10 protein-coding genes are annotated in these 15,913 nt (G+C 47.0%); 9 read left to right on the top strand and 1 reads right to left on the bottom strand.

Going from position 1 to position 15,913, the window contains the following annotated elements:
• Positions 1–170 precede the first annotated feature (170 nt).
• The gene (locus tag NST33_RS12545; protein ID WP_221824893.1) at positions 171–1,811 is read left to right on the top strand and encodes a GGDEF domain-containing protein; all 1,641 of its coding nucleotides are present in this window, start codon (positions 171–173) and stop codon (positions 1,809–1,811) included.
• 71 nt (positions 1,812–1,882) lie between these two features.
• The gene (locus tag NST33_RS12550; RefSeq protein ID WP_221824890.1) at positions 1,883–2,404 is read left to right on the top strand and encodes a hypothetical protein; all 522 of its coding nucleotides are present in this window, start codon (positions 1,883–1,885) and stop codon (positions 2,402–2,404) included.
• Between the two features lie 103 nt (positions 2,405–2,507).
• Here NST33_RS12550 and NST33_RS12555 read toward each other — a convergent pair whose 3' ends face one another.
• Positions 2,508–3,647 carry a GGDEF domain-containing protein gene (locus NST33_RS12555; RefSeq protein WP_221824887.1) on the bottom strand — a complete coding sequence of 380 codons (1,140 nt, stop codon included), beginning with the start codon at positions 3,645–3,647 and terminating at the stop codon, positions 2,508–2,510.
• Between the two features lie 233 nt (positions 3,648–3,880).
• On the opposite strand from NST33_RS12555, the gene NST33_RS12560 reads away from it, so the two are divergent.
• The 7 genes from NST33_RS12560 (at position 3,881) to NST33_RS12590 (ending at position 15,735) form a co-directional block, all read left to right on the top strand.
• Positions 3,881–10,591 carry a DUF11 domain-containing protein gene (locus NST33_RS12560; protein ID WP_221824885.1) on the top strand — a complete coding sequence of 2,237 codons (6,711 nt, stop codon included), beginning with the start codon at positions 3,881–3,883 and terminating at the stop codon, positions 10,589–10,591.
• Positions 10,588–12,279: a DUF11 domain-containing protein gene (locus NST33_RS12565; protein ID WP_221824883.1), complete on the top strand. Its 1,692-nt coding sequence runs from the start codon at positions 10,588–10,590 to the stop codon at positions 12,277–12,279. The genes NST33_RS12560 and NST33_RS12565 overlap by 4 nt, the downstream gene beginning before the upstream one ends.
• Before the next feature lie 153 nt (positions 12,280–12,432).
• Positions 12,433–12,690 (top strand): YolD-like family protein, encoded by a 258-nt coding sequence (locus NST33_RS12570; RefSeq protein ID WP_036608707.1) that lies wholly within the window; start codon positions 12,433–12,435, stop codon positions 12,688–12,690.
• 100 nt (positions 12,691–12,790) lie between these two features.
• The gene (locus tag NST33_RS12575; RefSeq protein WP_017688846.1) at positions 12,791–12,910 is read left to right on the top strand and encodes a hypothetical protein; all 120 of its coding nucleotides are present in this window, start codon (positions 12,791–12,793) and stop codon (positions 12,908–12,910) included.
• A gap of 156 nt (positions 12,911–13,066) precedes the next feature.
• A complete protein-coding gene (locus tag NST33_RS12580) occupies positions 13,067–13,570 on the top strand; it encodes a ferritin (protein WP_221824880.1) in 504 nt (167 codons plus the stop codon).
• A gap of 471 nt (positions 13,571–14,041) precedes the next feature.
• Positions 14,042–14,782 (top strand): polysaccharide deacetylase family protein, encoded by a 741-nt coding sequence (locus tag NST33_RS12585; protein ID WP_339308047.1) that lies wholly within the window; start codon positions 14,042–14,044, stop codon positions 14,780–14,782.
• Between the two features lie 44 nt (positions 14,783–14,826).
• Positions 14,827–15,735 carry a hypothetical protein gene (locus NST33_RS12590; protein WP_339308049.1) on the top strand — a complete coding sequence of 303 codons (909 nt, stop codon included), beginning with the start codon at positions 14,827–14,829 and terminating at the stop codon, positions 15,733–15,735.
• Positions 15,736–15,913: the final 178 nt, after the last annotated feature.

Raw genomic sequence — 15,913 nt, forward strand, 5'->3', positions numbered from 1 at the left:
GAATGGAAGAAACACGGTGAAGATTTCAGTATAATATTATATGGGCATGTATAATAAAAAAACATACAAGTTCCGATAAATATGAAAACGATTAGGTGACATTCCGTGTACTCTTTGCAGCATAGTTATGTTGAAAGGCAAGATGGTTTCACCGTGTAATGGAGGAAGTAATGTCATTCAAAATTAGAACTGTGCTTACAGTCATCTTTGCTGTGTTATCCTTGCTTGTTACCCTGACGATTGGGTCTATTTTTAGCCAAAAGTCATTTGTTGCTGTAGAGACTGAGATTGGTCACTCGCTTACAGGCACGGCCTCACAGGCTTCGGACAAGCTGGATCGATTCATGTCCGCTCGCGCGGGTGAACTGGACCTGCTGGGCCAAATGGCTTCGTTGGAAGATGGATTCCAACCTGATGAGATTCAGATGCTGCTGGATCAGTTACAAGATAGCTTTCCCTCATTCTCATGGGTTGGATTCATGGACCCGAAGGGAAAAGTGTTAGCTGCCACGGATGGTATCTTGCTTGGGGAAAATTTATCAGAGCGACCTGTGTATCAGGAGGGAATAAAGGGTAAATTCATTGGAGATGTGCATAATGCAGTACTTCTTGCCAAGCTGCTTCCGAATCCAACGGGAGAGCCGCTGCAATTTGTCGATATCAGTTTTCCGCTGAAGGATAGCAAAGGAATGATTCAAGGTGTGCTCGCTGCACATTTAAGCTGGGAATGGGCGAAGGAAGTCGAGGAATCCGTACTTGCCCCATTGAAAAGGGAAGAAAAAGACATTGAGTTTTTTATCGTGAGCAAAAAGGAACATACCGTGTTGCTGGGGCCGAAGGAATGGGTCGGTAAACCGTTGGTATTGCCTGGTATCGAAGAGGCCCGGCACAACAAAAGCAGTTGGTCCATTGAAAAGTGGCCTGACGGTAATGAATATGTGACAGGGTTTGCCTACAGCCAGGGCCATCTGGATTATCCCGGATTAGGCTGGACCGTAGTCATTCGTCAAGTCAAGTCGTCTGCTTTTGCTTCTGTGTTTGATCTGATGTGGTTTAATGTGTGGACTGGACTCGCCGTTACTGTGCTGTTTGCACTGATTGGCTGGTTTGTCTCACGTCTGATCTCTGCCCCCCTTGTGCGTCTTACCAGAGTAGCCAATCGACTGCGTGCAGGGGAAGAGCTTGAGATTCCTGCGATTAAGGGAATTAAGGAGATTGAAGTGTTGTCCCGTTCGCTTCGGGATATGCTGACCTCTCTTATGAATAAAGACTCAGAGCTGGTCGTGATGCAGAATCTGGCGCATTTTGATCAGCTGACTAGACTGCCGAATCGGACTGCCCTTGAAGTGTATCTGGAGGAGTCTCTGGAGACCGAAAGTGAAAATCACACGTTGACTTTTCTCTATCTGGATCTCGATGGATTCAAACGGGTCAACGATACACTTGGACATCAGACTGGAGATGTGCTGCTACAGAAAGTGGCCCAGCGACTGTCTGCTCTTGGTCAAGTGAAGGGGATAACCGTCCGATTGGGCGGAGATGAATTCCTGATTGTACTTCAGTCTGTTGGAAGTCATCCGAGGGAAGAAGCCATGGCTTATGCAGAAGCCATCATTCAAAGTCTGAACAAGCCGTTTATTATCGAATACGAGCGAATTCGAATTGGATGTAGCATTGGAGGTGCTGAATATCCAACCAACAGCGACAACCCAAGTGAGATTATTCGGATGGCGGACGAAGCTCTGTATGAGTCCAAACGTTCAGGCAAGAACAGAATGACATTTTATTCCGAGTTGAAGCAGGACCATTAGCGTATAATAACATTAGCTGGGTTATCCCAATCATCTTTGTGCGAATGTACGTATAAACAAGGAGGGGTGAAATGTCTGGAAAATATACAACTGTACCTTATGGTTATGAGCCACCTGCGGCCAGCCGCAAAGGCACACTGACTTTTTATGACTCGTTTGAACATGTAACTAATGAGCAACTCGAGCGTGCCGCTTCAACAGTGGATACCCGTTCATTCGTACAACTTGTGCTGTATCCTTTACACGAGAGTACGTTTAAGCGCATGAGCAAGGAACCGATACGGGCATATTACAAAAGAGAAGACCGCCTGCATGATTGGCGGCGGGAACATCCAACTTCTCGTATACGTGTGGAGGGGCTTGAGGGCAAGAGAAAGAAATATACACCTGTGGATAGCGCGCTGCGCCATATCACTGCGGAATATCCAGCCCCTCACTTTCTTTATTTGACGATAGAGATGGCAAATATGTTTGCTTCATTTGATTCCTTCAAGGATTGGATCAAAGAGCTGCGTCTCATCATTGACGGATCGTCCGAATACCTGCATCCTGGACTGGAGCAAAATCGTCATCGCTGGGAATGGGCGGAATGAAAACATAGACGTATGAAGAAGATTGGCCTGCTGATCGTATTCAGACCCAAAAAAAGTTGTGTTGTACAAACCGGAACTTCGGTGTACAGCACAACTTTTTTATTTATAGTTTCTCTGACAAGGATGAAGTCAGATCAAGTGATGTTACGGTTTTGTTTTTACCTGTTCGTTTGGCTGCATACAGACAGGCATCCACTTCCTCGAACAGTTTGTCTTTGGTTAGATTAGGACTGTAGCTTTTGAGACCGATACTCACCGTGACGGAAGCTCCTTCAAGTTCAAGATGGCCCATCAGGGCAATCTTCTGACGAATCTGTTCCACCAAGGCATAGGCCTGCTTGAAAGATTGCTCAAATATCAATAAGGCGAACTCTTCGCCCCCGTACCGTGCTGCAATATCACTTGAGGTAATGGTTTCCTGAATGATCAGGGACACTTTCTCCAAAATGATGTCTCCAACCCGATGACCAAAGGTATCATTAATGGATTTGAAGTCATCAATATCGATCAGGGCCAGGTGCAGACTCATGCCACTGTTGGCATACTCAAATGCTTTTTCATAATAATCCTTGAATGAGCTTTGATTATAAAGGTTGGTTAAACCGTCTGTTTTGGACTGTTTGGTCATAATGGCATTTCGCACAATAAGGTCCTGCTTGGCAAGCATGCTGGCCTCAAGATCATCGAGCACCTCAACGCCGCTGGTTACGATAACCTGTGCTACATATGTGCCTAAGATTAGAAAAGCAGGAATGGATACCATGTCAAATGAAGAAAGGTAGGATCGGTAGGCAGGGTCGAACAGAACGAGAAGGTAACCAATCATCTGCATCAGGAAAACAATCCAGACTCTCTTTTTGCTGAAGAACAGAACTGAAGCGAAGATGGGCAACAGACAGATTGCTAATATAATCCGAATGTCATAATTGACATAAATAATCGTCCAAGCGATAACCGTGCTGGCTATAGACATGGTGTAAAAGGAATATGAGCTGGAGCGCCGATCAACCCAACTTGCGAACAAAATGCATGAACTGCTGACGGCCGTAGGCCAGAACAGGACATTTATCAAGAAATCTGTAGGTGTGCGATCATACTCCAGATACAGGAAACAGCCAATCTGAATGGCGAAATGTGCAATAATAACAACCCAGTAGGCATGGAGCATTTTTTGAATCCATTTGGAATGTTTGAACTCGTATTCTGTTGGAATATGACTATTGTGAGTATCGAAACCTTTCATATATCACCGCTGACTGCATCATAATGGTACGACAGAATTACTCTCGTATAAGATGATTATAAATCACAATGAACAAAACGCAAATGTATTTAACTGTTCTATGAAAACAAGACTCACAGAAGTTTCGCGTTGTCACAAACTTTTTATGGAGGACAAACAAAACTCAATGATACACTCATAGACTATATAACATGGCTCCGATCCATATGTAGGAAATCATTGATGAAGGGGAGGTGATCTTCATTCCTCTTGTCGTTCGTTCAACCGTTAATGCTACGGGAGCAATTACATTTACAGGAAATACGCTTGGACTGAGTCGTTCGGAAACAGCAGGGGTACCCGGAACACAGGACAGTATTGGAGGTTTTACCACAACCAACACCAGCCTCCAGTACGGCATCTATCCATTGGGAACGACAAGTCTGTATCAGAGCAACAGTTCAGCAGCCATTCTTACACTGCCTGCTGGAAGTACCGTTCTATATGCAGAATTGATCTGGGGCGGCAGTTACATCAATGGTACAGTCAATCTGAGTGCTGCCATCAACAATCCAGTTACGTTTATTACTCCCGCAGGGACAGCCAGTATTACTCCTGACCCAGCTACTTATAATCAGTTTGATCTGGGGAACGGCGCTGCCGGCTATGTGCGTTCAGCCAATGTTACTTCACTTGTACAAAATGGGGGAGCCGGTACATACACCACTGGAGCAGTGGTAGGGACTATTGTCATCACTAATGATTCTACAGCCAATCATGCAGGCTGGACACTTGGAGTCATTTATCAGAATCCCAGTCTGCCCTTTCGCAACATGTCCTTGCGTGCAGGTGGGGTACTGGTTCAAGCCAACTCTGGACCAGTTGTTACCACACTGACTGGATTTGCTACGCCAATCTCTGGTGCATTGGGAGGAAGAATACTGTTTAGTGCGCAGGAGGGCGACGCGAACCGGACCGGTGACCAGGCATTATTCGGGCCAACCTCAGCTACATCGGTTGCTTTGTCCGGGCCCAATAATCTAGCTGCGAACTTTTTTGCTTCTCAGATTAACGGAGATACCGGAGCGCTTAATACAACAGGAACGTTTGGGACACGAAATCAGATTAACGGAGCTCCAGGTACCAATATTATCGGTGGACGTCAAGGCTGGGATATTACCAATGTGGATGTTTCAGCAAGACTGATCAATAACCAGTCATCTGCGGTGTTGACATTAACGACCTCGGGGGATGCCTACATTGTCAACGCCAATGCGATTCAAGTTGATATTAATGCGCCCAAGATCACATTGGCTAAGGCAACGGTCGCCGCCGGTGCAGTTGCCGGGGATAGTATTCTATATTCGGTTACCGTTACCAATGCAGGCACTGCGAGTGCGGCCAGTGTTGTTTTATCCGATTCACTTCCTGCAGGTCTTACCTTTATTCCAGGCAGTGTCACGGTTGCAGGTATATCCCGTCCAACACTTGATGTGACGGCAGGCATTCCACTGGGTTCGTTAACTTTATCCAGCAGTGTCGTTGTAACCTATCGAGCACGCATCGGTCAGGATGCAAGTATCCTGCAACTGGTGAATTCGGCCAATGCAGCCTTTACATTTCAAAGTGTAGCAGGGGGGCCGGTCATTACCGGAGTTATTCCGTCCAATAACTCCACCCTTACTGTTTATTCGCCAAACCTGTCCATTGTGAAATCGGCGAGTACCACCAATGCCACGGTGGGTGACCAGGTAACCTATACACTCCAGGTGAACAACGGAGGGAATGTTGCGGCCAACGTTACATTGAGGGATAACATTCCAAGTGGCAGCTCATATGTAGCAGGTAGCTTTCGTCTGAATGGAAATGTGATTGCTGGCGCCAATCCGGTTACCGGGGTTAATCTGGGTAGCCTGGCGGCAGGAAGTACCAATACGGTGACGTTTCAGGTACTTGTAACAAGCTTGCCGACACCGCCGACTCTTGTGGATCAGGCGACGGCTTCTTATTCCTTCAATTCACCTGATGGTCGGACGGTCACGGGAAACATCGCCTCGAATACCTTAACAATCCCGGTAACATTGCCCAATGTGACCACGGTAAAATCAGCATCCGTTACCGATGTTGCTGTCGGGGAGACCTTCACGTACACCGTAGTTACTACCAACAGCGGTATTCAGGTGATTAACAATGTGGTACTTACAGATGCGCTCCCTGCCGGAGCAACATTTGTTTCCGGCAGTGCAACCGTAAGGGGAACTGTCGTACCGTCTGCGAATCCGAGCAGTGGCATCTCTATTGGGACATTGGATGCAGGAAGTTCTGCAACGGTGACATTTCAGGTGAATGTGCAGTCTCTGCCTGCTTCAGGTTCATTAGTCAATCGAGCGGTAGTGTCCTATAGCTCTGGTTCGTTCACGGGCATTTCCAACTCCAATACCATTACAACCCCTGTCTACCAAGCCGTTGTCGGTATCAACAAGTCGGCAAGCCAAACCAATGCGACACTGGGGGATCAGATTGCATACACACTTGCGGTCACGAACAGTGGAAACATAACGACTCAAGTGAATGTGACCGATACCATTCCAGCGGGGTTGACGTTTGTCCCGGATTCGGTAACCGTGAATGGTACTGCACGTCCTGGAGCCAGCCCGTTAACCGGAATAACACTGGGTAGCCTCCTGCCGGGAGTTACAGCTACGGTGGTGTTTCGCGTTACACTCACCACACTTCCGACTCCCCCAACACTGGAGAATCAAGGGACTGCAAGTTATATGTACCAGCTTCCAAGTGGACGGAATCTCTCCGGCAGCAGCTTATCCAATATCGTTCGTATACCTGCATCGGCTCCCAATGTTTCTATTAGTAAAACAGTAAACACACCGGATGCGACAGTAGGAGATGTGCTTACGTATACCGTTGTTGCAACAAACGCAGGAATTAGTGCAGTACAAAATCTGGTGATTTCGGATGCACCATCCGGCTCTGAATTTGTCCCGGGTAGTGTCACGATTAATGGATCTGCTGTTACCACCGCAAGTCCCGTTGCGGGAATCGCAGTGGGTACATTAAATAGCTCAAGCAGTGTAACTGTGACCTATCAGACCCGAGTGAGTTCTGTTCCATCCACGGGTTTGGTTAGTAACCGGGCCAATGCAGCATTTACATCAGGCAGTTTTAATGGTGTTTCTTCTTCCATATCAGTAAATACCCCCATATTTCTGCCAGTGATCCAAGTGGTGAAGTCAGCAAGTACAACAAGTTTGACGGTCGGCGATACGTTTAATTACACCATCCAAATTAACAATACAGGTAATATAGCTGCAACGGTTACCTTGACAGATCCCATTCCAGCTGGAGCAGTATTCAGCACAAATAGTGTCATTATTAATGGCGTACCTACACCTGGGGTCGGCCCGGAGTCGGGAATCAGTCTAGGGGAGATTGCTGCGGGTTCAGGTGCAACGGTCACCTTTGTTGCGACGGTTACCAGTTTGCCAGATGCAAGGCAGTTAATTAATCAGGCGGTTGCTTCATTTGCCTACACGCTTCCAAGTGGGAGAACGGTTGCCGGTCTCTCGTCATCAAACACCATCACTATTCCAGTGTCTCTGCCCAATGTTACGATTGTTAACAGTGACAATGTAGAGTACGGCGTAGTCGGGGATGTTATTCGATACACATCTGTTATTCGTAATAACGGCACAGTAGCTGTTAATAATGTGGTATATGTCAATCCTCTTCCTTCGAATACCCCATTTGTACCCGGAAGTGTCATTGTGAACGGGACTTCGTTCCCGCTCTCCAATCCGACCGCCGGCATTCCAATCGGTACGTTGGCTCCAGGAGCCGAGGTTACCGTAACTTTTGAGGTGACGATTACCATGCCGATTCCTTCGCAGATTAACAATCAGTCGACGGTCAGCTTCACATCCGGTTCATTTTCAGGGTCATCATCGTCCAATACCACTCAGACTCCGGTCATACAACCGCAGATTTCACTTGTCAAAACAGCAAATACCGTAAATGCAACTGTAGGTGATACAGTTGTATACACGGTAACGGTCAGCAATGCTGGCAATCTGGAAGCAAATGTTACTCTCACAGACAACATTCCTTCTGCGACTACTTTTGTACCCAACAGTGTGGTTGTATCCGGTGTGCCAGAGCCGGGAGTAACACCAGGAACAGGTATTCCAGTAGGTATTGTAGCAGCGGGGGCGACGGCTGTTGTCACGTTTGCCGTTGTTGTGGATTCACTTCCATCTCCGCAGCAACTTAGCAATTTTGCTACATCATCCTTTACATTTACACCCCCAGATGGGCGGACGTTAACTGGCTCAGCCACATCGAATACACTCACGTTCCCGGTCTCGTCACCAAACGTCGCTGTTGTCAAAAGCACAGCTTCCACTGCGGCAACTGTAGGCGATACGGTGACCTATTCCATTCTGGTGACCAACAGCGGAATTGCACCGGTGAACAATATTCAGTTTTCGGACCCGATTCCAGCCGGAGCCTCCTTTGTTACAGGGAGTGTCACAGTGAATGGGGTTGCGCAACCTGGAGCCAATCCGGCAGGTGGAGTATCCCTTGGGACATTGGGGCCCGGAACGTCCGCGACGGTCACGTTCAGTATCCGTGTCGACGTGATCCCGCCAAGTGATCAGTTGAGCAATCGCTCTACGGTCAGTTTTACCTCAGGTACGTTCTCAAGCACAACATTCTCTAATACCGTGGTCACTCCGGTGTACCAGCCTATTCTTTTAGCACAAAAAACAGCCAGTACACAAAATGCTACCGTTGGGGATACGGTCAGCTACACGATAACCTTGAGCAATCAGGGAAACTATGGAGCCCAGATTAACCTGACAGATAACCTTCCAGCCGGAACCATCCTTGTTCCAAATAGCGTTATTGTGAACGGTCAACCACTGCCAGCAGGAAATCCGGCAACGGGCATCCCCGCAGGCAATGTGGCTCCCGGAGCTACGACCACCATTACCTTTTCAGTGGTTGTTGATACGCTGCCAAGTCCGCAACAACTGGTGAATCAGGCTACGGTAGCTCTATCATATACATTGCCGGATGGGCGGAACATCACGGAGTCTGTTCTATCCAATGTGCTGACTATTACTGTATCGGCACCAGATGTCGATGTCGTCAAATCAACAACTTCGACGGCGGTATCTGTTGGTGATGTCGTAACGTATAGCATCGCGGTAACCAATAACGGAATCGCAACGGTGAACAATGTGGTTTTCACGGATGCAGTGCCGACAAGTACCGTTCTTGCGCCAACCGGCGTGTTTGTCGATGGTGTTCTGCGCCCTGGAGCCAATCCTTCTACGGGAATAACACTGGGTTCCATCGCACCTGGCGTTACGGTAACCGTTGTATTTAGTGTGCAGGTTACGGCGCTCCCGGCGAGTGCAGTGTTAAACAATCAGTCCACGGTCAGCTTTACATCAGGGGCTTTCTCAGCGACCACATTTTCCAACACAGTTACAACTCCGGTCTATCAACCTATTCTGGCTGCAGTCAAAACGGGAGATCAGACAGTAGCCACAGTGGGGGATACCGTTGTGTACAGCATCGCCATTTCCAATACCGGGAACTATGGGGCATCTGTCACTTTAACGGATACCATTCCGGCAGGAACAGAGCTTGTTCCAAATAGCGTTATTATTAACGGGGCTTCTGCGCCAGGTGCAGATCCAGCTTCGGGTATTCCGCTTGGGGTCGTTTCCACAACAACTCTAGTTACCTTCTCCGTGGTGATTGTGACTTTACCTTTGAGCCAGTCCATTACCAATCAGGCTTCTGCGACATTTTCGTATACCTTACCTGATGGAAGAACACTTGGAGGCACGATTACGTCCAACGCACTCAACATTCAAGTATCTGCTCCGAATGTGAGTGTAGTCAAGACGGCTTCGGTAGTTGATGCCGTGGTAGGCGACACGATTGTATATGAAATGGTTGTGACCAATGAAGGAATTGACCCGGTAAACAACATTGTGATCACCGATCCGATTAACCCAGCCACCACATTTGTTACAGGCAGTGTTCTGGTGGACGGCGTCCCACGTGCCTTGGCCAACCCTGCGCTGGGCATAGCCCTTGGTAGTTTAGCCCCTGGAGCATCGATAGCGGTATCGTATGCAGTGCGGGTCAATACACTGCCAACACCACCGGAAGTAAGCAGTCAGTCTTCCGTAAGTTTCACATCGGGTGTTTTCTCGGGAGCAGCGTATTCCAATACGGTTGTAACACCAATCTATCAGCCGATTATTGACTTAACCAAAACAGGGAGCACTTCCAATGCAACGATTGGTGACACCATCACGTATTCTTTTGCCATTATTAATAGTGGGAATCTTGCTGCTAATTTGACATTAATCGACAGTATACCGAACGGAGCGGTGCTGCTTCCCAACAGTGTTCTGATTGATGGTGTTCCACAGCCAGGTGCCAATCCGGAGACGGGCATCGTTGTGGGTACTATACCGTCCGGAGGTACGGTTACTGTAACGGTTACCCTCGAAGTGACTGTAGATTCGTTACCGCAGGATCAGCAACTGGTTAACCAGGCGGTGGCCAACTATACATTTAGCCCACCAGATGGCCGTCTGTTGACGGGGACCGTATCTTCGAATGTTCTGGTTATCCCTGTATCTGCACCAAATGTTGTTGTTGCCAAAAGCACAAGTGCCATTGATGCAGTTGTTGGTGATGTAATCACCTATACGGTTGTAGTAACCAATAGCGGCATTGAAGTGGTGAATAATGTGGTCATGGTTGACCCGGTACCTGTCGGTACAGTATTTGTGCCAGGAAGTGTTACGGTGGATGGTGTGCCAAGACCAACAGGCAATCCGAATACAGGCATCACGCTTGGTTCGATTGCTGCGGGTGCTTCCGTTACGGTTACATTCAGAGTAGAGGTTGTGGTGATATGAGCCAATCTCCCGGTCCGTTGTCCCATTGGCTAAAGAATCAGTCCCTGGTTCGATTCAGCTCGGGTGCGACTGAACTGGAACAGGTATCCTATTCGAATACAGTTGTAACACCGTGGATCGGCCCCAGGCTTGAAGTCAGAAAAGTCTGCAATGTCACAGAGGCTGCCTTGGGGCAGTCTCTTATCTACCTTGTTGAAATTGTTAACACCGGAAATCTTACGGCCCTAGTGCACCTATTGGATCAGCTATCTGCAGAGACGGCACTGCTTCCCAACAGTGTATTGCGTGATGGTATTCCATTACCGGGAGCATCACCGGAGAGAGGATTGCCTCCAGCTGAAATCGCGCCGGGAGCCACGTTGCGATACCACTTCCAAGTTGTAATCTTGCGTTTACCTGAGGCACTGAAGCTGCTGAATCAGGCACAGGTTAACTATGAGTTTTTGACACCGGAAGGCAGAACGGTTACGGGTATGGAACAATCCAATATCGTGGAGGTCAATCTGGTCTCATCCCGGCTGGAGATATCCTTGCAGGCGGATCGCATTTATACCTTCTCAGGGGATATTGTCATGTACACCGTCATCGTGAGCAATCCGGGTTTTATTGCAGCTACGAATGCCCAAGTAACGATTTCTTTGCCACGAGGTATTGTTTTTATACCTGCCAGTGTCATCGTAGATGAAATGTTTGCGCCACAAGTAACGCCTGATACGGGCATACAACTTGGAGAGATTTTGCCTGGAAGCTCAATTAGGATCCAATATCGGGTTCAGGTTATGGCGGGAAGCGATGCGAACGGAATATCAAGTGTAGCTGCACTGACGTATATCTCGGCAGGGCAGCAGGAAACGGTCTACTCCAATCAGGTTACCCTGGAAGTGATACAGCCCCAGGTCTCTGTGCTGAAAAGTGTACTCCCGCTAACGGCCACATTGGGTGATGCCGTCCAATATAATATTACCGTCTCCAATGCAAGCAGTTATGCGGTGGATGGAACTCTCCTCGATGTACTGCCAACAGGTGTGACATTTATCGAAGGCAGTCTGGGCTGGAATGGGGTTAAACGTCCCGGATCCAATTTGGCTAAAGGGCTTAATCTGGGGACGTTGACAGCACGGTCGGTTCTGAATATTCAGTTCGAAGCGAAACTTCCAGATCGAGATGAATCGATGCCTGATGACTACAGGTATGTGAATCATGCTAGCCTGATGTATACATTTCGGTTGCCGGATTCACGGTCAGTGCAGCGGATGATTACATCCAATGAAGCTGTGGTTGAATTAAAAGCCCCGATAATTCAGGCTTATGTTCAAGTGACACCCACTTTGGTCGAGCAGGGAGGTACGGTCACTTTTCAGGTACGTGTGGGGAATACGGGCAATTTGCCGGCACGTGTACAACTTGGGAGTATTCTACCTGAGGGTGCCAGATGGCTTGGGCAAGCTACGGGTGAGATCCAATTGAGCTTACCAGAGTATTCCACACCACGGGTTCTGCATGTGGGTGTGATTGAGCCTGGAACGGAAAAGAACATCTCCTATGTAGCGAAGTTAGCTTCTGAGAAGACGGGTACGCTCCAAGGAGCCTTGATTGCCAGGTACACGTATGAATGGAATGGACAAAAACGGGCTGGCGAAACCCGTTCGAATGAGTACAGCATCATTGTGGAGTATGGAGAAGAATAGGAGGTATCACGGTTAACGGTAACTTGCCTGAGGAATTTGCTCATTCTGGATGCCATGAGATTACACGAACGTAAATGAATGGTATACTAATTGAATATGAACTCGGCAATCAACCCGTGGAATCGGGACGTCGGAGTAGAGGAGGCAGCCACATTGGCAAAAGCAAAAGTAGCAAAAAGACCTACACGGGATGAGTTTGAACTTGAAGAGTTGGGAAACCAGCTGGTTGAAGCCTTTCGGGAACGTTCGGAAGTACTGTTGACGGTATGGGGCAAAGAAGATCAGGTGCAAGGAGTCATCGTCAAAATGGACTCCCGTACACGACTCGTGCATGTAGAGTATACCGAAGAAGAGTTCACGGCGAAGGTGCCTTTTCTGGATATCATGCGTGTGCAATCTCCCCGGTACTGAACGAAAAAAACAGCAAATTGAATAATTAGGGCATCCGCCCTGTCAAAGTCGTTCTTCCTGCATAAGATATCCCATACCTGTTGCAGAGGAGGTACGGTCAATGAGCGAAGTATTAGGTGGAGAAACAAGAGGCTACGGATACGGAGGTTTCACTTCTGTAGGTGCCATTCTGGTTCTGTTCATCCTGTTGGTTATCATCTCCAAAGCGTTCTTGGTATAATTGCATATCTCTTAAGAATGAAAGAAGCTCTGCCATCGCGGCAGAGCTTTTTTGTTCGTTCAGTCATTGGCGAATTTTGTAGAAAATCGGTGTAAGTCCTGCTTACGTTATGTTAGAATATAACCATCCCTAGAGAAAGAAAGAGGTGTTTTGATTATGAGCCAAGCGTTAACAGAATCTTTAAATGAACAGATGAATTTTGAGTTTTATTCCGCTCATGTATATCTGGCTATGGCAGCCTATTGTTCCAGCAAAAGTCTGGATGGATTTGCGAACTTCTTCATCGTGCAAGCGGAAGAAGAGCGATTCCATGGCATGAAAATATACAAATTCCTGAATGATCGTGGACAACGTGCCACACTTGAGGCTTTGCCAGAACCGAAGAATGAATATGCTTCGATGCTGGATGTATTTGAGCATGGTTATGCTCATGAACAGCAAAACACGAAAAAATTCTACAATCTGGCTGACATCGCTCTGAATGAACGTGAACATGCAACGATGTATTTCCTGAAATGGTTCATTGATGAGCAGGTTGAAGAGGAAGCATTGTTTGACAACATTATTCAGAAGCTGCGCCGCATTGAAAAAGACAGCAATGCCTTCTACATGCTGGATGCCGAGTTTGGCAAACGTTCGTTCACTGCTCCTGCTGAATAAATGCACGTAGGGAGTCGATAAGATTCCAGCGTCAAAACACCATTTACATACAGCATGAGGTAATGATCCTGAAAGCAATGGGGGCAATCTCCTTGCAAGGGATGATGGTTTGATGCCATATGCTGATTGAATACAAAGAAGCCTGCACTTGTGCAGGCTTTTTTGCATGCAACGATATGTAATGATTATATTGATTTGCTTGAAATGGAGTAAAGGTCTATCAAAATTCTGAATGTGGGTAATAGAGGATATGTCACAATTGATCTATCCTGACGGGATCTTATTTTGCGCAAATCTATCAAATTCGTATTAAATTTTAGGTTTATCTGACAAAAGTGTAACTCTACCGTAGCCTTTGGAGCGAGAACAGGAGCCACTATCTTTGATAGTATTAGGATTAATCGCCAAGGGATGAAGGTAAGAAAACATGGACACCCGGGGAAATATAACACATAAGGGAGACTTTAAATTATGCTACATATTCGTAAATCTATCATGGTCACACTTGCAATTCTATTGATCATTCCACTATTATTGCCGCAGTCGGTATCTGCCAAATCAGCTGTATCCAAAGATGGAGCAAGCAAAGCAAATTCCAAAATCATATACCTGACGTTTGATGATGGGCCAACCGCTCATACGGGTCAGTTACTGGATATTCTGGATCAATATCATGCGAAGGCAACGTTTTTCATGCTGGGACCTCAGATGGAGCAATTTCAGAAGGCTACCAAACGAATCGTAGCTGACGGGCATGGATTGGGTCTGCATGGTGTGACCCACGTTCCAGGCAAATTCTATAAATCTGCATATAGCGGATTAAAAGAGATGCAACAGGCCAATGTAAGTCTGAACAAGGTTGCCGGAGCTAAAACAAGTCTCGTGCGGACACCATATGGCAGTAAACCGTATCTCAAACCGGCATTCCGGAATGTACTGCTGGGCCAGGGGGGATTCCACCTATGGGATTGGAATGTGGATTCGGAAGACTGGAAATACAAGAAAGATCACCAGAAAGTCTATAACAGTGTAATGAAGCAGATCCACAATGTGCAAAAGAGCGGAACAACACCTGTTGTGCTTATGCACGACCAGGAAGCGACGCTGAAAGTATTACCGCAAGTATTAAAAACATTGAAGGCAGAAGGGTATCGTTTTGAAGTATTAAGCAAAAAAGTGCAGCCGGTTAACTTCTGGAACGACAAGCGTTAATCTTTTTAATTTTTCGATTGGCTACAACGAAGGAGGTACACATCATGAAGAAACAACGATTATGGATCACAATTCCAGTAACGACAGCCGTTTTACTTGCTCTGGCAGGATGTGGCGGACCGGATTCAAATGCAGCATCATCAGAGAATAGTTCTTCACCAATGACAACTGTGGGTGAGCAGACCGAGACTGGCAGTGGTGGTGCTGATTTCTCTAATGAAAATGAAACGGGAATCAAAGAGAATACGAGCACAGCCGATAATGAAAACACATCAGGATCCAAGGCAAACGACAACCAGGTTGCCACTGGTCAATCAGGTGTGAATGATGTGATCAAGCAAGTTCGCAACCAGTTGAAGATGAAGGATGCAGCGTTACCCACTTCATTCACATTGGACAAGGGTACGTCTTTGGGTGCGGCAATACTGTCCAATACTGCTGATGCATTTAAGGTAAACTTCTACGCTACCACTCAGTCTGTTGCCATTAATGATCAATCCTTAACTGCATCCGACAGTAAGATACCTGTACTGGCTTCCTATGAAGTGAAGACCTATAAGGACCCGAATCAGCCAGAAATTTTCCCTGAGAAGGACCTGAAAGATATTCCAGCAGATATGGCTGTGGATCTGGGACATGGCATCAAAGGTATGAGTGAAGGTGCCGCAGGCAGTCAATATCTGACTTGGCAGGAAGGTAGATGGACGCTGGAAATTCGTTCGGTTACCGAAGATGAAATGAATAATCCGGGCATAGCGAAGAAAATGGTGGAGTATCTGGAGTCACATACCTTGCCTGTACCTAAAGATAAAGGGTATATCAAGGTTGAATATCCAAGTGGTGGAAAGTCTGTTCATGTAACGATCTCATGGCAGGACGGTAACCAAACTCATCAGCTTAAGACCGATCAAGTGCCACTAGAGGCTCTTGGCATGGTTGTATCTGTAAAATAAATCTTGAGTGTTTACGGATATTCTGCAATGTAGAAGAGATGAGTGTTGGATTGTTACGATACACATAAAAAAGCTTGGACCAGGAAGAAATTACTGGGCCAAGCTTTTTATTTTGAGCATGTTATCGCAGCTTATGCAGTCGGGGTACATGCTTATTTTTGTTTCAATGGGTTAAAGC

The sequence above is a fragment of the Paenibacillus sp. FSL L8-0435 genome (assembly GCF_037965655.1).
In the GTDB taxonomy this organism is placed as follows: Bacteria; Bacillota; Bacilli; order Paenibacillales; family Paenibacillaceae; genus Paenibacillus.